Genomic DNA, 21,239 nt, shown 5'->3' on the forward strand with positions numbered 1-21,239 from the left:
CCGCGAGAGGGGCTCGGTCAACCCGGGCGTACGGCGCCGCGGTAGATGGGGCGGTAGTAGGTGGAGTCGAGGAAGCTGGTCCTGCGGACCACATCGCCCGTCTTGGGGGCGTGGACCATGACCCCGCCGCCCAGGTAGAGACCCACGTGGGTGGGGTCGCCGGCGCCGCCGCCGAAGAAGACCAGGTCGCCTCTGCGTAGCCCGCGCAGGGGGACGCGACGACCCTGCCGGAACTGGGTGCCTGTGTAGTGGCCCAGTTTCACGCCGGCTCTGGACCATGCGTAGAGGGTCAGGCCACTGCAGTCGAACCCGGTGGTGGCGGCTCCTCTGCCGATGCCTCGGGTGGGGCCAGCAGGGGAGCCGCCTCCCCAGGAGAACGGTGTGCCGAGCCGCGCGAGGGCCGCGGCCGCCGCGATATCCCCCTTGGGGGTGGACGAGGTCCTGCCGGGGGCTCTGGTCTTCGGTGTCTCAGGAGCATTGGTTTCGGGTGTCGTAGTCCTGCTGCGGGGTGTCGTGGGAGGCCTGGTTCCGGGTGTCGTGGGAGGCCTGGTGCCGGGGGTCGTGGGAGGCCTGGTGCCGGGGGTCGTGGTCCTGGTTCCGGGTGTCGTGGGAGGCCTGGTGCCGACCGGTCGTGGTGGTCTCGGCCGGCCAAGGCCAGGTGCTCGCGGCGGCCTGGAGTGGTCTGCGCGGACCGGTCGTGGCGGGCGGGGTGACAGGGTGCTGGGCGTTCGGGGGTGCGGAGTCTTCGCAGTCGTGCTCTGGGAGGGATCGGGGGGTTGGGGGGCTCGCGTTGCGGGGTGTCGGATCTCGGGGGTCGTGAGGGCGGGTGCCGGGCCGGGATCTCGGCGTGGGATGTCGGGCTCCTCGACGTCGAGGACTGGCAGGTGGACGTCAGGGACGGCTTGTACGCCCGCGCGGGTGAGGGAGTCCGCGAACGGGTGGAGGGCGGCGCAGGCTTCCGCAGGAAGGGTCAGCACGATCTGGACAGGAGGATTGTGTCGTCCTCCTATGGCTGGGCGGGCTGTGAAGAGGGTGGCTTCCGCTGCCTGCACGGCCGCCACCGGGTCGTCGGGAGCCGGGGTGCTCGAAGGGTGCCAGGCGTCGAGGAGTCCGGCGTACGCGGCCGGGAGGGTGAGGGTGCCGTAGCAGGGGCCGGGAAGGGTGTGTGGTGGCCTGCGGGTCTCCGCCGCCGACGCCGTCCCCGCGAGGGTGGTCAGGCCGGCGAGCAGGCCGCCGCCGATCGTGAGGGACGCGCGGCATAGCCGGGAGACGGAGTGTGGGCTCATGAGGGCCTCCAAGTGCCGTGGAACGGGCGGAGGCCCAGGATCGTTCGATGGGGCGGCTCCGCGAGAGGCCGAACGCGGTTCTGGGGATAAGCGGGTGTACGAGGGCCGGGCCTGTGGACAAGCCGCAGATTGACGCGCCCTCTGTCCGCGGTCCCACCCGCCGCCACACCCACCCGCCGTCACACCCACCCACGGTCACGCCCACCCGCAGGCGCATCTACCCACGGTCACGCCCACCCGCAGTCACGTCCGCCCCATGTCCGCGGTCACGTCCGCAGTCACGTCCGCGGTCACGTCCGCAGTCACGTCCGCCCACGGTCACGCCCACCCGCGGTCACGCCCACCCGCGGTCACGCCCACCCGCGGTCACGCCCACCCGCGGTCACGTCCACCGGCGGTCACGTCCCGCCATGGTGCGGTGTGGTCAGAGGTGTCTGCCGCGTGAGCGGATCCCGGGGGCGAGGGCGGGGCGGTGTTCGGCGATGCGGGCGAAGGCCGTCACGTCGAGTTGTTCACCGCGGGCCGACGGGTCGACGCCCGCGGCCCGGAGTGCCGTCTCCGCCTCGGCCGGGCTGCCCGCCCACGAGGCGAGCGCCGCGCGGAGCGTCTTCCGGCGCTGGGCGAATGCCGCGTCGATCACCGCGAACACCTCCTCCCGCGTGGCGGTGGTCACCGGCGGGTCGCGGCGTACGAGCGAGACGAGCCCCGAATCGACGTTGGGGACGGGCCAGAAGACGGTACGGCCGACGGGACCGGCCCGGCGCACATCGGCGTACCAAGCAGCCTTCACCGAGGGCACCCCGTACACCTTGGAGCCCGGCCCGGCGGCCAGCCGGTCGGCCACCTCGGACTGCACCATGACCAGCCCCCTGCGCAGTGAGGGCAGCGCCTCCAGCAGGTGCAGCACCACGGGAACCGCGACGTTGTAGGGCAGGTTGGCCACCAGCGCTGTCGGCTCGCGGTCGCCGAGGTCGTCGGGAGCGATCTTCATCGCGTCGGCTCCCACCACGGTGAGCCGGTCGCCCAGGCCGCGTTCGGCCACCGTCACGGGCAGCTGCGCAGCCAGCACCGGATCGATCTCCACGGCCACCACGTGCCGGGCCGAGGACAGCAGCGCGAGGGTGAGCGAACCCAGCCCGGGTCCTACCTCGATCACGACGTCTTCCGGGGAGAGCTCCGCGACCCGTACGATTCGGCGGACGGTCCCCGCGTCGATGACGAAGTTCTGTCCTAGCTTTTTCGTGGGACGAAGATCTAGCTTGTCCGCCAAAATACGTATTTCTGCCGGGCCCAACAGCCTCATCATCCAACCAGTCTCCCGCATCGAAGAACCTGCGATGGCGTACGGGGGGACCACAAGGGAGGATGGCGTGGAACAGGAAGGGACGTCCCGCATGGAGCCGACAGGGGCCGCGCCGCTCCGCCCGACGGACCTGCGGGAGATCGGTCCGTACCGGTTACTCGGCCGTCTCGGCGAAGGCGGCATGGGCACCGTGTTCCTGGCCAAGGCGCCCACGGCACGCTTCGTGGCCGTCAAGGTGGTCAAGGCCGAGTTCGCCAACCAGGAGGGCTTCGCGGCACGGTTCCACGCGGAGGTCGAGAACGCCCGCCGGGTGGCGTCCTTCTGCACGGCCCAGGTGCTGGACAACGGCAACACGGCTGACGGCCGGCCGTTCATGGTGACCGAGTACATCGCGGGCATCCCCCTGTCGGCGCAGATCTCCCGGTACGGGGCGCTCGATCCGGGGCCGCTGCACGGTGTCGCGCTCGGGGTCACGGCCGCGCTGGCCGCGATTCACGTGGCCGGGCTCGTCCATCGCGATCTCAAACCGGCCAACGTCATCCTCTCCCTGTCCGGGCCACGGGTCATCGACTTCGGCATCGCCCGGGCGCTCGACCGGGAGACCGGGTTCACGCTGTCGGGCGAGCTGATCGGCAGCCCTGGCTGGTGGGCGCCCGAGCAGGTACGCGGTGAGAGCGTCACCCCGGCGGCCGACATCTTCGCCTGGGGGTGCCTGGTGGCCTACGCGGGCAACGGCCGCCATCCCTTCGGGCGCGGCGACGTGATCACGCTGGCCTCACGGGTGCTGCACACGACGCCCGACCTGGGCGAGCTGCCCACGCCGCTCAACGAGCTGGTACGGCTGGCGACCTCGATGGACCCCGCCGAACGGCCCACGGCGCAGGATCTCGTGATCGCGCTGGTAGGAGGCGCGGCCCCGGCCCGTACGATCGCGGCGGACCCACCCACGCTCGTCGCGCCCGACCTGATGGACGAGTGGGAGCCGCCGCGGAACGTGGTGGACGAGCCGGACATCACGGCCACCTTCGCGACGCCGCCGCCCGCTGACACGATGGCGGACGGTTCCGGCGCCGGTCGTGCCGGCACGCGGCCGGAGACCGCGGGGCCCTCGGCAACCGCCGGCACGCGACCGGGAGCCGCAGGGACCTCGGCGATCGCTCCCTCCACCCTCTTCGACGAAGATGCCACGGACCCCGGCGTGTCGGCCACGGTCGTCTCCGGGGAGGGCACGGCCGACAGCACCGACGCGACCACCCGGGACGGGCCGTCGCACCAGGAAGACCCCGTCATGAGAGCGAAGCCGGCACGTGGCGGGACGGAGCCGGCACGTGGCGGGGCGGAGCCGGCGCGCCGCCGGCCGCAGCGCACGCGCGGGACCCGGTGGCTCATCGCGGCCGCCGCCGCGGTGCTCGCGATCGCCGTCACGGCCGGCACCCTCATCATCACCTCCGGCCGCGACGGGACGCCCGGCTCGGGCGCCCGGACCGTCTCCCCGGCCGCGCAACAGCCGAACGATGTGGGCCGCAGGTTCGCGCTCGGCCCGTCCTTCGACGACCCGCAACTGATCTTCGCCTCGGCGCCCCGCTGCGGGCTGAAGGAGTACGAGGGCAGGCAGCAGTCGCAGGGTCAGCTGTGTACAGTCCGCTGGTCCGTGGTGAACCCCGGCGGCGCGCGCCGGAACCTCGGCGACCTGGCCGTGTCGCTCCAGGACGACCGGGGCGCGCGGCACGAGCCCGCCCCGGTGACGATGCCCGCCGCCATCGCGCCGGGGGCCCGCCTCGACGGCGTCTTCGTCTTCGACCTGCCGCTTTACCGCAGGCCTGTGCGGCTCACCTTGCGGGTCCAGGGTGGCGAGGAGGTTCAGGTGAGGCTCGGATGATCCGCAGGTCCCTGGTGGCGCTTCTGGTGGCCGTCTCGGCGGTCGCCTCCGCGTCCACCGCCGCGCACGCCGGGGCGGTGGCGGGCAGGGTCGCGTGCGCCGGCCCGAGCGACTTCGACGGTGACGGGGTGGAGGACGTGGCCGTCGGCGACCCGTTCGGCACCGGAGACCAAGCCGGCGACACACCCGGTGACGAAGCCGGTGACACAACCGGTGACACAGCCGACGACACAAGCCGCGACACAGCCGGTGACGAAGCCGACGACACGGCCGGCGGTGACACGGGGACCGTGCACGTGCTGTCCGGCGGCAAGGTCATCCCCGTCGCGGTGCCCGGCCTGGCGACCGGCGACGGTTTCGGCTGGTCGGTGCGCCTGACGAAGGTCGACGGTGACGCCTGCGCCGACCTGGTCGTGGGCGCCCCGTTCACGGACGTGCGGGGCGTCCGCGACGCCGGCGCCGCCTACGTCGTGTACGGCGGGAACGCCGCTCCCCCGGCGCAGCTCACCGCCATCGCGCCGCAGCGCGACGCCCACTTCGGCTGGTCGCTGGCCGCCAGGGGCGACCTGGTGACCATCGGCGCCCCGTACGAGGACGAGTCGGGCCGGGCCGACACCGGCGCGGTGTACGTCCGCAAGGGCGAGGGGCCACTGCGCCGGATCAGCCAGGAGTCGGAGCAGGTTCCCGGCAACGGCGAGGTGGGCGACCAGTTCGGCTGGTCGCTGGCCATGGGGGCGGGCAACGAGCTGATCGTCGGCGTTCCGTACGAGAACGACGACGGATCGGGCCTGCAGATCGGCACCGGCAAGATCGATTCCGGCTCGGTCGTGTCGATCAGGGACGTGCTGCAGGCGCGGCTGTCGGGCACGAAGCTCGACTCCCCGACGGGCGCGTCGGGCGACAGGTACGGCTACGCGCTGGCCTACGCCGAGGGCGCGGGCCTCGCGGTCAGCGCGCCCGGCGCCGGTTACGTGCAGCTCCTCGACACCGGGCTCACCCCCGTCCGGACGGTACGGCAGCGCGGCGGGCAGGGGTTCGGCTTCTCGCTGGCCGCCTCCCCCGACGGCCGGCTGGCCATCGGCGCGCCGTACGGCGGAGGGGTGCGCCTGGTGTCGTTCCGCGACGCCGCCGAGGACAGGATGGCTGTGCCGCCCGGTGACCTGGCCGGCTACGCGGTGGCGTTCGGCGGCAACAAGCTGTATGTCGGGCAGCCGGACGCCACGCCGTACGGCGAGGTGTCGGTTCTCGGGCGCAACTCCGGCGATCTGCGGGCACTCCAGCCCCGGCGGGGCGCCGACTTCGGCATGTCGATCAGCGGCTGAGACGCCTGGGTGGACGGTTAGGCCGCGCGTCCTGGGTAGGGGTCGGGTATGGCACTCATGGACAAACTTCGCGCATACCTGCGTAGCCCGCAAGGCAGGCAGACGGTGGAGAAGGCCAAGCGGATGGCCGAGGACCCGCGCCATCAGGCGAAGGCGCGGCAGTTGCTGGACAAGTTCCGCGGACGCAGGCCCCACCACCACTGACGAGCGCCCTCCCGCCCGCACCGGCGTCCGGACGGCGCGGGTCGGGACGGTGCGGCCGTGGACGGCGTGGCCGGCGTGGACAGGCGTGGCCGGCGGCGGGTCACCACTCGCCGAAGACGGCCTCCCCGTTGACGCTGATCGCCTCGCACAGCGCCTCCGGCCGGACGCCCTTGACCTCCGCGAGGCAGCGCAGCGTGAGCGGGATGAGGTAGGGGGCGTTGGGCTTGCCGCGGTGCGGCACCGGCGGCAGGTAGGGGGCGTCGGTCTCGACCAGCAGGAGCTCCACGGGCGCGACCCGCGCCGCCTCGCGCAGGTAGCCGGCGTTCTTGTACGTGACGGGCCCGGAGAACGACATGTAGTAGCCGGCGTCGGCGCATTTCTTCGCCAGGTCGGCGTCGCCCGAGAAGCTGTGGAACACCACCACCGGCGGCGCCCCCTGCTCGGCCAGCACCTTCAGTACGTCGTCGTGGGCGTCGCGGTCGTGGATGACCAGCGCCTTCCCGGCGCGCTCGGCGATCTCGATGTGCGCCCGGAAGGCGGCGTGCTGGTCGTCCCTGCTCGCCCAGTCGCGGAAGTAGTCGAGGCCCGTCTCGCCGACGGCCCGCACCTCCTGCCGCCGGGCCAGCGCCTCGATCTCGGCCAGCGTCTCGGGCGTGGCGGCGTGCGCCTCGTTGGGGTGGACGGCGACGCCGGCGTGGACGTGGTCGTGCGCGGCCGCCACCTCGGCTCCCCACCGCGACGACGGCAGGTCGTAGCCGATGGTGACGAGCCCGGCGACGCCCACGGCGCGGGCGTCGTCGAGGATGCCGCGCACGGACGCGGACGCCGCCTGGGCGGCCAGCGCCACCGGGTCACCCGATGACGCCGGCCGGTCGCCCACCATGATGTCGAGGTGGCAGTGGCTGTCGAACACCGGAGCCGCGAGCGGCTCGGGAGCAGCGGGAAGGGACACGTCACTCACCCAGCCGGGCCAGCTCCTCGTCGACGACCTTGGGGTCGAGTTTCTTGAACAGCGGCACCGGTGGCGCGAGCTGGGTGCCCGGCTTGATCGGCCGGTGCTCCCAGCGCGCGGCCCCGTCGTAGTCGCCGGTGATCACCGGGTAGGACTCGCCGCCGTCCTCGTCGACCTCGCGCATCTCCGGCATGCCGGACCAGACGTCCTCGCCGCCGAGCATGGCGTAGACCTTGTTGGACGAGCCGGGCAGGAACGGCGTGAGCATCGTCTTGCAGTCGTCGACCACCTGGAGCGCCACGTGCAGGATCGACTTCTGGCGCTCGGGGTCGTCCTTGAGCTTCCACGGCTCCTGCTCGGCGAGATAGCGGTTGGCGTCGCGGACCACGTCGAACGCCTCGGTGATGGCGTTCTTGAAGCGGGAGCGGTTCAGCTCGGCGCCCACCGGGCCGAAGGCGTTGCGCGAGCGTTCGAGCAGCGCCCGGTCGGCGTCGGTCAGGTCGCCGGCCTCCGGGATCGCGCCGAAGTTCTTGGCCGCCATCGAGATGGACCGGTTGACCAGGTTGCCCCACGCGGCGACCAGCTCGCCGTTGTTGCGGTTGACGAACTCCTGCCAGGTGAAGTCGGTGTCCTGGTTCTCGGGGCCGGCCACGGCGATGTAGTAGCGCAGCGCGTCGGCGTCGTAGCGGGCCAGGAAGTCGCGCACGTAGATGACGACCTGGCGGGAAGAGGAGAACTTGCGCCCCTCCATGGTCAGGAACTCGCTGGAGACCACCTCGGACGGCACGTTGAGCGCCCCGAGCGAGCCCGGCCGGCCGTCACGGGCGCCCTGGCCGTTGTAGCCGAACAGCATCGCCGGCCAGATCTCGGCGTGGAAGACGATGTTGTCCTTGCCCATGAAGTAGTAGCCGCGGGCGTCGGGATTCTGCCACCACTGCCGCCAGGCGTCGGGGTCGCCGGAGCGCCTGGCCCACTCGATGGAGGCCGACAGGTAGCCGACGACCGCGTCGAACCACACGTACAGCCGCTTGTTGGGCTGGTCGCGCCAGCCGTCGAGCGGGATCGGCACGCCCCAGTCGAGGTCGCGGCTGATCGCCCGGGGCTGCAGGTCACCGAGCAGGTTGAGGGCGAACTTGAGCACGTTGGGCCGCCACTCGCCCTGCTTGCCCTGCAGGTAGGTGCCGAGTACCTCGGCGAAGGCGGGCAGGTCGAGCATGAAGTGCTCGGTCTCGGTGAAGACCGGCGTCTCGCCGTTGATGCGGCTCTTGGGGTTGATCAGCTGGATCGGGTCGAGCTGGTTGCCGCAGTTGTCGCACTGGTCGCCGCGGGCTCCGTCGTAGCCGCAGATGGGGCAGGTGCCCTCGATGTAGCGGTCGGGCAGGGTGCGGCCGGTGGACGGCGAGATCGCCCCCATCGTGGTCCTGGGGAAGATGTAGCCGTTGTCGTACAGGCCCTTGAAGATCTCCTGGGCGACCGCGTAATGGTTGCGCGTGGACGTGCGCGTGAACAGGTCGTAGGACAGGCCCAGCCCGGTCAGGTCTTCGGCGATGACCCGGTTGTAGCGGTCGGCCACCTCCTTGGCGGTGACGCCTTCCTTGTCGGCCTGCACCTGGATGGGCGTGCCGTGCTCGTCGGTGCCGGAGACCATCAGCACCTTGTTGCCCGCCATCCGCTGGTAGCGGCTGAAGACGTCGGACGGCACGCCGAAACCTGAGACGTGCCCGATGTGGCGGGGGCCGTTGGCGTACGGCCACGCCACGGCGGTCAAGATGTGCTGGGACATAGCCCCAAGCCTACGGCGCTCGGCCGCCCGCCTCGAACGAATTGGATCAGAGCGTCCGCGACTCTTCGCGCGAGACGGCCTCGGCGGCCTCCTCGGCGGCCTTGGCGGCGATGTCGGCGGGGGTCTCGCGGGTGCGGCGGATGCCCAGGATGCTGACGAACAGCGAGGCGAAGATGGTCTGGAAGCTCATGATGAGCGCCGTCGCGGACGGCACCACGAGACGCAGCGACTCGCGCGGGTCGAGCTCGCCGAAGCTGCGCACCTGCCAGTGCACCAGCGACATGACCAGGCCGACCAGACCGGCCAGCGCCAGCAGGCCGCCGACCACGAGGCCCTTCTCCAGCGACACGATGTCGATCAGCTTGCGGATGCGCGGTGACTCCGGCAGGAACCCCTCCTCGGCCGCGTAGACCTTGGTGAAGACCGCGAACAGCACCGCCTGGAAGCCGATCACCACCGCCGCGGAGGCGCCGACGAGGGTGTCGACGTCGAAGGCGAGCTCACCGATCTCCACCGGACCGAAGGTCAGCGCGGTGCCGGCGACCAGGCCCAGCGCCGCCATCACCAGGCCGGGATAGAAGAACAGCCACTTGGGGCTGTAGAGGAGCAGGAAGCGCAGGTGACGCCAGCCGTCGCGCCAGGAGCGCAGGTGCGGCGGGCGGGAGCGGCCGTCGGGCGACAGGGTGGTGGGCACCTCGCGCACGTCGAGCCCCGACAGCGTGGAGCGGACGACCATCTCGGAGGCGAACTCCATGCCGCCGGTCTGGAGCTGGAGCCGCAGGATCGAGTCGCGCCGGAAGCCGCGCAGGCCGCAGTGGAAGTCGCCGATCGCGGAGGGGAAGAAGAGCCGGCCGACGAACGACAGCACGGGGTTGCCGAGGTAGCGGTGCAGCGGCGGCATGGCGCCCGGGGCGATGCCGCCCCTGAAGCGGTTGCCCATCACCAGGTCGGCGCCGTCGCGAAGCTGCTCCACGAACGGCAGGAGCGCGGTGAAGTCGTAGGAGTCGTCGGCGTCGCCCATGATGACGTACTTGCCGCGGGCCGCCCGGATGCCGCCCATGAGGGCGTTGCCGTAGCCCTTCGCGTCGACGTGCACCACGCGGGCGCCGGCGTCGCGCGCGAGCTGTTGCGAGCCGTCCGTGCTGCCGTTGTCGGCGATCAGGACCTCGCCCTCGATGCCGTGCTCCTCCATGCACGCCAGAGCCTTGCGCACACAGACTTCCACGGTTTCGGCCTCGTTGAGGCAGGGCATGACCACCGTCAGTTCCACGTCTCAACCCTTCAGTCGCGACTCTTCCAGCACACCATCATGCCCTGTGCCCGGAGTCGGTCGGGTCAAGTCCTACAAACGGCTGGCATTCTTTACAGCATGGTGAGCGTCGCGGAGATCGCCCGTGGGGACCACTCCGCTCCCGGCCCCATGGCGCGCGTGCTCGGCTTCCTGCGCCGTCATCGGGTGTTCGCCGTGGCTTTCGCGCTGGGCGCGGTGCTGCGGCTCGTCACCATGCTCGGCTACGGCCCGGCGATGTGGTTCAACGACTCCTACGAGTACGTCTCCGTCGCGCTGCACCCGCGGCCGCACCCGATCCGGCCGGACGGCTACGGGTTCTGGCTGCTGGCGCTCAAGCCGTTCCACAGCTTCACGCTGGTGGTGTTCACCCAGCACCTGATGGGGCTGGCCACGGCGGCGTTGATGTACGCGCTGCTGCGGCGCAAGTTCGGGCTGCCGAAGTGGGGGGCGACGCTGGCGGCGGCCCCGGTGCTGTTCGACGCCTACCAGATCCAGCTCGAACAGCTCATCATGTCCGACTCGATGTTCACGCTGCTGGTCGTGGGCGTGGTCACGCTCGTGCTGTGGCACCGGCGCATGTCGTGGCGGGTCGGCGCGGTGGTCGGCCTGCTGCTGTCGCTGACGACGCTGACCCGGTCGATCGGCCTGCCGATCCTCGTGCTCGTGGTGGTCTACCTCGTGGTCAAGCGCACGGGGTGGAAGGCGGTCGTGGCCGTGGTCGTCGCCTGCGCGGTGCCGACGGTGTCGTACATGAGCTGGTTCAAGGCGAGCGTCGGCAAGTTCGCGATGACCAACAGCGACGGGCTGATCCTCTACATGCGGACGGCGATCTTCGCCGACTGCACCAAGATGAACATCGACAAGTACAAGGAGCTCGAGCTGCTGCTGCTGTGCGTCACCGATCCCGTCGACCAGCGCAAGGAGTACGCGCAGTGGTACCTGTGGGGTCAGGGCGGCGGCGGCACGGGCACCGGTGAGGTGCTGCACCGCTGGGGCACGGGCAAGAAGTTCACCGAGATCACCAACGAGGCGGCGAGCGCCTTCGCGTCGCGGGCGATCCTGTCGCAGCCCGGCGACTATCTGCAGGTCGTGGCGCGCGACTTCCTGCGCGCCTTCAAGTGGGGCCGGCCGAGGTTCCCCGACGAGGCGACCTACAACATGTACCAGTTCAGGCCCTACTACGACCTTGACTCCTACGGCCGGCCGAAGCGGCTGCCCAACTGGCCGTCCTTCCAGGGGCGCACCGACACCGACGCCTTCTCCTACGAGCAGGGCCCGCCCGAGACGCGGATCGTCGCACCCTGGGCGGAGATCATGCACAACTACCAGAAGGTCGTCTACCTGCAGGGCCCGCTGCTCGGTGGCATCCTGCTGGTCGGCCTGTACGGCGTGGCGGTGCGCTGGCGGAGGCTGGGCGGTCCGGTGGCGCTGCCGTGGCTGGCGGCGTTCGGGCTGCTGCTGGCGCCGGCGGCGACTGCCGAGTTCGACTACCGCTACGTCCTGCCGGCCGTGCCGCTGGCCTGCATGGCGGCGGCCATCACGCTGCGCCGCGTCACTTGGGCGCGCTTTCGACCCACGAGCGCAGCAGCATCCGGGCCCACCAGTCGGCGTGCGCGAGCGGCTCGGCCGTCAGCACCGGGTACAACCACCAGAAGTTGACCAGCGCGACGAGGGCGAGCGCTCCCACCGCAGCGGCTCCGGTCGCCCGGCGGCCCGGCGGCGCGTCGGCCCGGCCCAGTGCCAGCCCGGCGACGAGGACGACCGCCAGCACCATGAACGGCACCACGGGGATCATGTAGAAGAGGTACATGGTCCGCTGGTCGGCCACCGCGTAGTAGAACCACGGCAGCCAGCCGGCGGCGTAGCCGAGCAGCACGGCGCCGGCCCGCCAGTCGCGCGTGGCGGCGTACCAGGCGACCAGTCCGATCAGGGCCAGGGCGGCGGCGAACCACAGGGCGGGGGTCCCGGCGCCGATCACCGTCTCGGAGCACTTCGCCGCCCCGCAGACGACCGTCTCGCTCTCGTAGTGGAACGTGACCGGCCGGAACAGCACCGGCCACGACCACGGGTCGGACATGTACGGGTGGTAGAGGGTCAGGTCGGTGTGGTAGCCGAGCACGTCGAGCTGGTACTTCAGCCACGACCGCGCCGAGTCCGCCAGGAAGAACAGCGGCCCGTGCGAGGTGGCCTGCTCCCAGTTGCGGCCCCAGCCGTCGTCGTTGACGAACCAGCTCGTCCACGACCCGACGAACACCAGGGCGGGGGCGAGCCCCAGCGCGGCCGCCCCCTGCGGCAGGTCCAGGGCGAGCGCCCCGCGGTACGGCTCGCGGGCGCCGGCGGCCCGCCGCGCGCCGAGGTCCCACACGAGGCTGAGCACCGCGAAGGCGATCAGGAAGAAGATCCCCGACCACTTCACCGCGCACGCCGCCCCGAGGCAGAGCCCGGCGGCCAGCCGCCACGGCCGCGCCCCGAGCCGGGGACCGTGATCCGAGCGGGGCGTCCAGCGGCGGGCCAGCCGCGACCGGGCCTGGTCGCGGTCGACCACGAGGCAGGCGAATCCGGCGAGCACCCAGAACATGAGGAAGATGTCGAGCAGCGCCGTGCGCGACAGCACCAGGTGCAGGCCGTCGAGGGCGAGCAGCAGTCCGGCCAGGCAGCCGAGCAGTGTCGAGCGGGTCATCCGGCGGGCGAGCCGGGCCAGGATGAGGATGGACAGGGTGCCGGTGACGGCGGCGGCGAAGCGCCAGCCGAAGGGGGTCATGCCGAACAGCCACTCGCCCGCGCCGATCATCCACTTGCCCAGCGGCGGGTGCGAGACGAACGCGGCGCAGTCGGCCGGCTCCGCGCACTGCTTCCAGATGTCGGTGTTCTCGGTGATGAGACGCTTGTCGGCGATGGGGTTCTTGGCGTCCCCCAGCGTGTGGCGTTCGACGCCGAACAGCAGCAGGGCGTAGGCGTCCTTGGCGTAGTAGGTCTCGTCGAAGACAACCGCGTGCGGCTCCCCCAGCCGGACGAAGCGAAGGATGCCGCCGAAGGCCGTCACCAGCAGCGGCCCCAGCCAACCCCACAGATTGCCTTCAGGAAACGGCGGGACCAGCCGGTACGGTGAAACCCCCCAGTTCTTCACGAAGCGCACCCTACGGGGTGGAAGATCCTCTGTGAACCGCCTCGTAGAGCTCCCGCCGCGGCATCCCCGCGGCCTTGGCGACGTCGGCGACGGCCGTCTTGCGCAGCTCGCCGGCCGCCACCCGCCGCTCCACCTCGGCCACCAACCCGTCCATGTCGAGCGGGACGTCGGCCGGGACGTGCCCGGCGACCACGACGGTGACCTCGCCCTTGACCCCGGCCGCCGCCCACGCGGCCAGCTCGCCGAGCCCGCCGCGGCGCACCTCCTCGTAGGTCTTGGTCAGCTCGCGGCAGACGGCGGCCCGGCGGTCCGCGCCGAACGCCTCGGCCATCGCCGCCAGCGAGTCGGCCAGCCGGTGGGGCGCCTCGAAGAACACCATCGTGCGCTCCTCACCCGCCAGCGCCGTCAGGCGGCGGGCCCGCTCGCCGGACTTGCGCGGCGGGAAACCCTCGAAGCAGAAGCGGTCGCTGGGCAGGCCGGAGACGGCCAGCGCGGTGGTGACGGCGCTCGGACCGGGCAGCGCCGTGACCGTGACGCCCTCCTCCACGGCGAGCCGGGTCAGGCGGTAGCCGGGGTCGGACACGCCCGGCATCCCCGCGTCGGTGATGACGACGACCGTGCGGCCCTCCTTGAGGGTCTCGACCAGCTCGCGGGCCCGGCCGGCCTCGTTGGCGTCGTAGTAGCTGACGATCCGGCCGCCGATCTCGACCCCCAGCTCGGTGGCCAGCCGGCGCAGCCGCCTGGTGTCCTCGGCCGCCACCACGTCGGCGCTGCGCAGCGCCTCGCGCAGCCGCGGCGACACGTCACCCGCCTGGCCTATGGGGGCTCCTGCCAGCACCAACCTGCCGTCTGCTCTCACCCGACCATTGTGGCAGGGCATCCCGGTTGGGCAGTGTTTCCGCGTAACGTTCGGCTTGCGGCCCGTACGATGGCCGAATGGCGGTGACCGACTTCGCGTACCGGGCCTTCGAGGATCCGAAGGCCGACGAGAGCAGCCCGCGTGCCCGCTCGGTGCGCGACCGGCTGGTCCCGCCCATGCGCGGCGGCGAGCTGTGGGGCTGGCTCGGGCCGCTGCTCGTGATGGTCTTCGGCGGGGTGCTGCGGTTCGTCAACCTCGGACATCCGAAGGCGGTCGTCTTCGACGAGACCTACTACGCCAAGGACGCCTACTCACTGATCACGTGGCTGGTGGAGCGGGTCACGATCAAGGACGCCGACAAGGCGCTGCTGGCCGGCAACACCGACATCTGGGAGAAGTGCACCGGTCAGACGCTCGACAAGTGCGCCTCCTACGTGGTCCACCCGCCGCTGGGCAAGTGGATGATCGGCGCGGGCGAGTGGCTGTTCGGCATGACCCCCTTCGGCTGGCGCTTCGCCGCCGCCGTCACGGGCACCCTGTCGATCCTCATCCTGGCCCGGCTCGCCCGCCGGATGACCCGCTCGACACTGCTCGGCTGCCTGGCCGGACTGCTGCTCGCCCTCGACGGCCTGCACTTCGTGCTGTCGCGCACGGCGCTGCTCGACATCTTCCTCATGTTCTGGGTGCTCGCCGCGTTCGCCTGCCTCGTGGTCGACCGCGACCAGGCCCGGTCGCGGCTCGTCGAGTGGTACGAGAGCTCCCCCGTCTCGCCCCAGGGTCCCGCTCTCGGGCTGCGGCCGTGGCGCGTCGCCGCGGGCGTCTGCCTCGGCGCGGCGATGGCGGTCAAGTGGTCGGGCCTGGCGTTCGCGGTGGCGTTCGCCGTCATGTCGCTGCTGTGGGACCTCGGCGCGCGGCGGGCGGTCGGCGTGCGCCACCCCTACGCGGGCCTGTTCTCCAAGGATCTGCCGAACGGTCTGCTGGCGTTCGCGGCCGCGCCGTTCGTCACCTACATGGCGACCTGGACCGGCTGGTTCGCCTCCGCGAACGGCTACGGCCGCAACTGGGCCCAGGCCACCTCGGCGGGGCCGTTCTACTTCGTCCTCGACTCGGTGCGGTCGTGGGTGAAGTACCAGTGGCAGGTGTTCACCTTCCACAGCGGGCTGGAGACCTCCCACCCCTACATGTCCGAGCCGTGGCAGTGGCCGCTGCTGCTGCGTCCCGTGGCGTTCCACTACCAGGGCAGGCAGGACGTGTGCGGCGTCAGGGACTGCTCGGAGGCGGTACTCGGGGTCGGCACGCCGGTGATCTGGTTCGGGGCGCTGCTCGCGCTGGTCGGCCTGATCGCCTGGTACGTCGCCACGCGCGACTGGCGGGCCGGGGCGGTGCTGCTGGCGTACGCGATGGCGTGGCTGCCGTGGTTCTACTTCGCCATCGCCTCCAACCGGACGATGTTCCTGTTCTACGCGATTCCCATGGTGCCGTTCATGGTGCTGGCCCTCACGCTGTGCGCGGGGCTGCTCATCGGGCCGGGCGGAAGTGCGGCGGGCATGCGGCGTACGCTCGGAGCGGCGGTCGTCGGAGCGTTCGCGCTGCTGGCCCTGATCAACTTCTGGTGGCTGCACCCGGTCCTGTCCGGTGAGCTGCTTCCTTACACCGAGTGGAAGGCCAGGATGCTGTTCGACAAACAGTGGATCTGATCCTGACTCCCCCTTCCCGCTGAACACAGGCTTTCCTAGGGCAATCACTGTGCAAGACCCACTACGCACCGGTTTCGGGCATCGTCAGGCCCGGGCCCGATACGGCAGACTTCGAGGCATGAGTGCACCGGACGTCGCCGCGCTCCTCGCCGAACTGGAACGCTCGGAGCCGGAGCTCGCCGAGGAGGCCAGGACCGCTGTCGAGTGGCTGACCGGCGGCGATCCGCTGGAGACGGTCACCCAGCTCGACGTCTGCGAGTTCCTCTGGTACACCCTGCCGCTGAAGGTCGGCGGCGACCACGAGGCGCTGGCCCGTTCGCTCGGCCGCCTGCTGGAGCTCGGCGGGCTGGAGCGCTACGCCGAGCTGTGCGTCTCGGCGACGACGCTGCGGATCCTGCGCACGTACGCGACCGAGGGCGAGGACGCGGGCACCCTCGCCTACCAGGCGGCCCTGGAGGCCACCGGCGTGCTGCCGCCCGACGTGCCCGAACTGCAGTGGAGCACGATCATGGGGCCCGAGGAGCTGGGCGCGCACGTGGCCTGCTCGGCGGCGCTCGAACTGGCCATCCTGGCCGGGGCCGACGCCGACCGGGTCGCGCTGACCCGCCGCTGGCTCACCGAGCCGCGGGCCGAGCTGGGCGGCGACAACTGGCTGCACCGCGTCCACGGGGAGCGGCTCAACCGCTGGGTGCTGGGCCGCGGCCCGGCCCGGCGGGAGCTGGCGCAGCCGTACGAGGTGCGGCTGCACGCGCCGGTGCCGGCCCAGCCGGTGCCCGCCCTGCACCGGCTGCTGTCGCTGGCGGCCTCCGAGAGCCTGCCGCTGCGCTTAGCGCCCTCGCCGGAGGCGCTGCGGCTGCGCGAGCTGGCCGAGCGGGAGCTGGGCGCGCTGCGCCGCGACGGCGCCCGGCTGACGATCACCTCCGAGGGCAGGCGGCTGCTGCTGTCGCCGGCGGCGATGTGGGAGGCGGTGACCGGCCTGTTGCTGGCCCCCGGGGAGCACGAGTTCGAGGTGTCGGCCCGCGAGGCGGCGCTGCTGCTGCTCGCCGACGGCACCCTCATGTCGCCCATGGAGCTGCGCCGGCGCGTGGCCGAGGTGGTCGGCGGCGAGGGCTGGCACCCGGCGACCGGCCTCGACGACGTCGCCAAGCCGGTGGCCCACCTGGTGGGCCAGCTCACCGCGCTGGGGCTCGCGTTCGGCGACGAGCTGGCCGTCCGGATGTCGACGGCCGGTCACCTGGCGGCGCTGACCGCGCTGCGGGCCCACGCCCTGCGACCCCGGCAGTACGTCAACTCCGCCTGAGCGTCACTCCGGCACGGTCACCCGGCGTACGGCCCGCTTGAACTCGGGGCACTCGACCAGCGGGTCGTGCTCGCACACCAGCGTGTGCCGCAGGCTGTCGCGCAGCCGGGTCAGCCGCGACACCAGCTCGCTCACCTCCCGTTCCTTGGCCGCCATCCGGGCGCGCAGCCCGGTGTCGCCCGGCCCGGCGGCCAGGAACCGGCCGATCTCGGCCAGCGTGAACCCCGCGTCGCGCGCGCACGTGATCAGCGCCAGCCGGTCGAGCGTCTCGGGTAGGTAGGCGCGGCGCAGCCCGTTGCGCGCGACCGGCGCGATGAGGCCCTTGCGCTCGTAGAACCGCAGCGCCGAGGGCGCCAGGCCGGACCTGCGCGCCACCTCGCCGATGTCGAGCGGCGTCTCGTCCATGAACGTCTCCTTGACTTGAACCGCGCTTCAAGTCGCAGTCTAGGCGCATGAAGATTCATCACCTCAACGTCGGGTCGATGCGCGAGATCGACTCCACCACCGGCCTGCCCTCCGCCCGCGCGGTCTGCCATGCCCTCCTCATCGAGACGCCCTCCTCCGGACTGGTGCTGGTGGAGACCGGCCTCGGCCTGGACGACGTGACCCGGCCGGCCGACCTGCTGGAGCCCGCGTGGGTGGACCTGGTGGACCCGGCGCTGCGGCCGGCCGAGACGGCCGTGCGGCAGCTCGCCGCGCTCGGCCACGACCCGGCGGACGTCCGCCACATCGTGCTCACGCATCTGGACGTCGACCACAGCGGCGGCCTGCCCGACTTCCCCGGCGCGCAGGTGCACGTCATGGCGGCCGAGCTGGAGGCGGCCCTGACCGAGGCGCCGAGCCGCCGCTACCGGCCGGGCCACTGGGCGCACGGCCCGAACTGGGTCACCTACGGCGAGGGCCCGGGCGAGACCTGGTTCGGCATGGAGGGCGTACGGCCGCTGCGCGGCCTGCCGGACCTGCTCCTGGTGCCGCTCGGCGGGCACACCGCCGGGCACGCCGGAGTGGCGGTCAAGGAGGGCGACCGCTGGCTGCTGCACGCCGGCGACGCGTACTTCTACCACCGCGAGCTGGACCTCGACCCGGTCTCGCACCCGCTCATGGACATCGTGCAGGTGGACTCGCAGGTGGACGCGGACCTGCGGATCGCCAACCAGGCCAGGCTGCGGACGCTGGCCCACACGCACGGGGTGTCGGTCTTCTCCGCGCACGACCCGTGGGAGCTGGGTCGATACTGAACCGGGTGGCGTCCGGAGACGTATCTCCGGCTGACCCGGTCACCGCGTGGCGCAGAACGCGGTGACCGGGTCACCCGGAGAGCGGGCTCGGCCGGGGATCGGGACCGGCCGGTGATCGGGACCGGCCGGTGATCGGGGTTCAGCCGGTGAGGCGGGCGTGCAGGCGGCGAGCCTGGCGGACCAGGCCGCTCTCGCGGCGCCGGGCGGCCAGCTCGGCGATCACGGGCAGCTCGCCGCGCGCGTCCGCCCAGGCGGCCACCTCGGCGGCGAACGTCGTCAGCCGGGTGTGCACGACAGTGGCCTTCTCCCCCGGGCGCGGCAGGTAGCCGGCGAGCAGGCCGGACATGATCTGCCACACCTCACGGTGGGCGCCGCGCCGGGCGGCCTCCTCCAGCACCTCCAGCACCTTCGCGAGGGAGTACCTCCGGTACTCCCGGGGGTCGCGCGCCTCGTCGTGGCGGAACAACAGGGCGAGCCGCGCCCCCACCTCCGCTCCGGGCAGCCCGCCCGAGGCGGCCAGCCACAGCAACGGACGGAGCGTCTCCGCCGGCTCCTCGCACAGACAGTGGGCGACCACCAGCGCCATGCCGGGACCGGCGGGCCCCTCGGCGGCGGCCAGATCGGCCAGGAAGGCGGCGCCGGGCCCGTGGTAGCCGGTGTTGCCGAGCACCGGGTGGAGGGTGTGCGCGGCGACGAGCTCGCGGTGGGAGGGGATGACCGGGAGGAGCGCGTCGGCCGTCTCGTCGCCGCGGTGGTGGGCGAGCGCCTCGTCGAGCACCGGCGACCCGGTCGGTCCTGCGACGACCTCCGGGACGGCGACGACGCCGGGGCCCCGCTCCTCCAGGCGTAGCGTGACACGCGGGCCGGCCGGTGGGCCGGTCATCCACCGGGCGACGGCCCGGCCCGCCGTGCCGGTCAGCGCCGCGGCGCGCTCGACGACGCCGGCGGGCACCGCGCGCGGCAGCCGGAGCAGGGCCTGCTCCAGGTCCACGGGCAGCGCCTCGACGCCTGCCCGCTCGTAGCCCTCCAGCCGGTCCACCAGCTCGGCCGCGTCCAGGCGGCCGTTGACGTGGGTGGGCGTGGCCAGCAGGTAGGGCGGCAGCGTCCCGTCCACGAGCGCCTGGTAGACCTCCGCGAAGCGGCGCAGCGGCATGAGCCGCCCCAGCGCGGCGTTGTCGGGCACCCGCTCCTGAGCCGTCGGCGGGGTCTGCGGGTGCGCGGCGACGGCCTTCGCCTCGGCGCCCGGCTCGGCCAGTTCCTTGGCCATCGCCGCCGCCCATTCCTTCTGGTGCCACCACGGGCTCCACAGGTAGCGCTCCGCCTCGAAGAGCGCGGCGACGGGGGCGAGGGCCTCGGTGAGCGCGGCCCGGTCCGTCGCCGCGAGCCGGACGAACGCGTCCAGCCAGCGTTCGGCGACCAGCCACCGGTGGTCGGACAGCCTGTTGGTCGCCAGCCCGGCGGGGCCGAGGACCGGCGGCGTCATGCGGGCGGGCTCGGGCGCGGACGGCAAGGGCACCGGTGTCCAGGGCGGGCCCTCGGGCTCCGGCTCGGCGGGCGCCGCCTCCCCGCCGAAGATCTCGGCCAGGGCGACCCCCTCGCCGGGGGGCATCAGCGGCAGCGCCTCACGGATCTGCTCGGCGCCCACGGGGGTGAACCGCGCGGCGTGCTTGACGGCCAGCCGGGCCGCGCGGGCGCGGACCTCGCCCGACTCGCCGACCAGCGCCGCGCCCAGCGCGGCGGCGTAGCCGTCGAGGTCGCCCCGGTGGTCGCGGGCCAGCCGGTCGAGCCAGACCAGCCCGGCGCGCACCAGCTTGCCCTCGGCGCGGAACACCAGCCCCTCCACGGCCTCGGCGGCCTCGTCCGGGTCGAGGGGGCCGAGCCCGCGTAGCCGCCTGAGCGCGAGCTCGGCGACGTTGGGCGGGGCGGCGGGCAGCAGCCGCAGGTAGTCGCGGCGCCGGGCCGCCGCCTCCTCCGGTGTCGGGTCGAGCTCGTCGTGGAGGCGGACGAAGAACCGCAGATCGGCGGCCGTCCCGCCGCGCAGGAAGCGGCTGACGCAGCCGTCGAGCAGGGTCCGGCGGGCCACGTGCCCGTCTCGGGCGAGGCCGGCCAGCCAGGCGGGCCGCCGGCGGTCGTCGCGCAGCAGCCTGCCCACCCCTTCGGCGTCGAACAGGCGCGGCAACATCGCCTCGAACAGCGGGTCCGCGGTCGGGTCCGTGTCCGGCAGAAAACCCTGGTCCCCGGGCTGGTCCGCGGCCCCGTCTGCGGCCCCGTCTGCGGCCCCGTCTGCGGGCCGGTCTTCGGGCCGGTCTTCGGGCGGAGGCGCGTCCCAGGTGGTCACCCAGGCGACCGTCAGCGGATCGTGCGCGGGCGGCTCGGTCCCGGTCCTGCGCAGCGCCTCCAGCGCCAGCCGTAGCGAGCGGCCGGCGCCGTCGGCGCCGCGACGCGGGGCGCGGAGCCGCAGTGCCAGGCGGACGGCGAAGTCGGCCTGCCACGCGGCGGGCCGGGCGGCGACCACCTGGAGGATCAGCGACACGTCGTCCAGGTCGGCCGGTTCGGTCCAGCGCTGGAAGTCGCGCCGGTGCAGCCAGGACACCACCGCCGCGGCGCCGCCGAGCGTGCCCGCCCCCGCCACGCGCATGGGCTCGATCCACCGGCTGCCCACGTAGGTCTCGTGGTGGACCCACAGGTCCCAGTAGTAGTCGGTGGTCGAGTGCCTGCCGCCGGTCCTGCGCCGGTAGTCGGCCACCCGGGCGTCCCAGGCGCGCTGCATCGCCTCGCGCCGCTCGGCGTCCCTGGCCTCGCCGCGCCGGCGCGCCTCGGCGATGTGGCCGGGCAGGGCGCGGGCCACCTCCCGGCGTTCGTTCTCGCCGAACCCGGCGACCAGGGCCGCCACCTCGGCCGCGTCCTCGGCGTCGATCGCCGCGCGCACCGCGTCCCAGGCCGTGCCATTCCGCTGATCACTCATGAGCGCCGACCTTAGAGAGGACCTCCGACAAAT

At 72.7% G+C, this 21,239-nt stretch carries 16 protein-coding genes; 7 read left to right on the plus strand and 9 right to left on the minus strand.

What is annotated here, in order from left to right:
• Positions 1 to 17 precede the first annotated feature (17 nt).
• Positions 18 to 1,286, minus strand: coding sequence for an NlpC/P60 family protein (locus ACGF0J_RS18245; RefSeq protein ID WP_393147105.1), 1,269 nt, complete (start codon positions 1,284 to 1,286; stop codon positions 18 to 20).
• Between the two features lie 424 nt (positions 1,287 to 1,710).
• Positions 1,711 to 2,610 carry a 16S rRNA (adenine(1518)-N(6)/adenine(1519)-N(6))-dimethyltransferase RsmA gene (gene rsmA / locus ACGF0J_RS18250; protein ID WP_393147107.1) on the minus strand — a complete coding sequence of 300 codons (900 nt, stop codon included), beginning with the start codon at positions 2,608 to 2,610 and terminating at the stop codon, positions 1,711 to 1,713.
• A 46-nt stretch (positions 2,611 to 2,656) separates the two neighbouring features.
• On the opposite strand from rsmA, the gene ACGF0J_RS18255 reads away from it, so the two are divergent.
• Genes ACGF0J_RS18255 through ACGF0J_RS18265 form a run of 3 tightly spaced genes read left to right on the plus strand, consistent with a single transcriptional unit; the run spans position 2,657 to position 5,994 of the window.
• A complete protein-coding gene (locus ACGF0J_RS18255; protein ID WP_393147109.1) occupies positions 2,657 to 4,468 on the plus strand; it encodes a protein kinase in 1,812 nt (603 codons plus the stop codon).
• Positions 4,465 to 5,790 carry a hypothetical protein gene (locus ACGF0J_RS18260; protein ID WP_393147111.1) on the plus strand — a complete coding sequence of 442 codons (1,326 nt, stop codon included), beginning with the start codon at positions 4,465 to 4,467 and terminating at the stop codon, positions 5,788 to 5,790. Before ACGF0J_RS18255 ends, ACGF0J_RS18260 begins: the two co-directional genes overlap by 4 nt.
• A gap of 57 nt (positions 5,791 to 5,847) precedes the next feature.
• Complete coding sequence (locus tag ACGF0J_RS18265; RefSeq protein WP_393147113.1) at positions 5,848 to 5,994, plus strand: hypothetical protein; 147 nt, start codon at positions 5,848 to 5,850, stop codon at positions 5,992 to 5,994.
• Between the two features lie 100 nt (positions 5,995 to 6,094).
• On the opposite strand, the gene ACGF0J_RS18270 is transcribed toward ACGF0J_RS18265, so the two are convergent.
• From ACGF0J_RS18270 to ACGF0J_RS18280, 3 genes are read right to left on the minus strand one after another with little or no spacing between them, the layout of a single operon-like run.
• On the minus strand, positions 6,095 to 6,955 hold the full coding sequence (locus ACGF0J_RS18270; RefSeq protein ID WP_393147115.1) for a TatD family hydrolase: 861 nt from the start codon (positions 6,953 to 6,955) through the stop codon (positions 6,095 to 6,097).
• Positions 6,948 to 8,729, minus strand: a complete 1,782-nt coding sequence (gene metG, locus ACGF0J_RS18275) for a methionine--tRNA ligase (RefSeq protein WP_393147117.1) — start codon at positions 8,727 to 8,729, stop codon at positions 6,948 to 6,950. The genes ACGF0J_RS18270 and metG overlap by 8 nt, the downstream gene beginning before the upstream one ends.
• Before the next feature lie 46 nt (positions 8,730 to 8,775).
• The gene (locus tag ACGF0J_RS18280; RefSeq protein ID WP_393147119.1) at positions 8,776 to 9,999 is read right to left on the minus strand and encodes a glycosyltransferase family 2 protein; all 1,224 of its coding nucleotides are present in this window, start codon (positions 9,997 to 9,999) and stop codon (positions 8,776 to 8,778) included.
• A gap of 99 nt (positions 10,000 to 10,098) precedes the next feature.
• Here ACGF0J_RS18280 and ACGF0J_RS18285 point away from each other — a divergent pair, with 99 nt between their 5' ends.
• A complete protein-coding gene (locus ACGF0J_RS18285) occupies positions 10,099 to 11,679 on the plus strand; it encodes a hypothetical protein (protein ID WP_393147121.1) in 1,581 nt (526 codons plus the stop codon).
• On the opposite strand, the gene ACGF0J_RS18290 is transcribed toward ACGF0J_RS18285, so the two are convergent.
• A complete protein-coding gene (locus tag ACGF0J_RS18290; RefSeq protein WP_393147123.1) occupies positions 11,573 to 13,147 on the minus strand; it encodes a dolichyl-phosphate-mannose--protein mannosyltransferase in 1,575 nt (524 codons plus the stop codon). The two genes, ACGF0J_RS18285 and ACGF0J_RS18290, sit on opposite strands and share 107 nt — an antisense overlap.
• A 10-nt stretch (positions 13,148 to 13,157) precedes the next feature.
• Complete coding sequence (gene rsmI, locus ACGF0J_RS18295; protein ID WP_393147125.1) at positions 13,158 to 14,027, minus strand: 16S rRNA (cytidine(1402)-2'-O)-methyltransferase; 870 nt, start codon at positions 14,025 to 14,027, stop codon at positions 13,158 to 13,160.
• A 56-nt stretch (positions 14,028 to 14,083) separates the two neighbouring features.
• Here rsmI and ACGF0J_RS18300 point away from each other — a divergent pair, with 56 nt between their 5' ends.
• Both ACGF0J_RS18300 and ACGF0J_RS18305 read left to right on the plus strand, forming a co-directional pair.
• Positions 14,084 to 15,703, plus strand: a complete 1,620-nt coding sequence (locus ACGF0J_RS18300) for a dolichyl-phosphate-mannose--protein mannosyltransferase (protein ID WP_393147127.1) — start codon at positions 14,084 to 14,086, stop codon at positions 15,701 to 15,703.
• 118 nt (positions 15,704 to 15,821) lie between these two features.
• On the plus strand, positions 15,822 to 17,003 hold the full coding sequence (locus ACGF0J_RS18305) for a hypothetical protein (protein ID WP_393147129.1): 1,182 nt from the start codon (positions 15,822 to 15,824) through the stop codon (positions 17,001 to 17,003).
• Between the two features lie 3 nt (positions 17,004 to 17,006).
• On the opposite strand, the gene ACGF0J_RS18310 is transcribed toward ACGF0J_RS18305, so the two are convergent.
• Positions 17,007 to 17,408: a MerR family transcriptional regulator gene (locus tag ACGF0J_RS18310; protein WP_393147131.1), complete on the minus strand. Its 402-nt coding sequence runs from the start codon at positions 17,406 to 17,408 to the stop codon at positions 17,007 to 17,009.
• 47 nt (positions 17,409 to 17,455) lie between these two features.
• Between ACGF0J_RS18310 and ACGF0J_RS18315 the strand changes: the two genes are divergently transcribed.
• A complete protein-coding gene (locus ACGF0J_RS18315; RefSeq protein ID WP_393147133.1) occupies positions 17,456 to 18,241 on the plus strand; it encodes an MBL fold metallo-hydrolase in 786 nt (261 codons plus the stop codon).
• A 139-nt stretch (positions 18,242 to 18,380) separates the two neighbouring features.
• Here the strand turns inward: ACGF0J_RS18315 and ACGF0J_RS18320 are convergent, their stop codons facing one another.
• A complete protein-coding gene (locus tag ACGF0J_RS18320; protein ID WP_393147135.1) occupies positions 18,381 to 21,206 on the minus strand; it encodes a DUF6493 family protein in 2,826 nt (941 codons plus the stop codon).
• Positions 21,207 to 21,239 lie beyond the last annotated feature (33 nt).

It is taken from the genome of Nonomuraea sp. NPDC047897, from assembly GCF_043204415.1.
Classification (GTDB): domain Bacteria; phylum Actinomycetota; class Actinomycetes; order Streptosporangiales; family Streptosporangiaceae; genus Nonomuraea.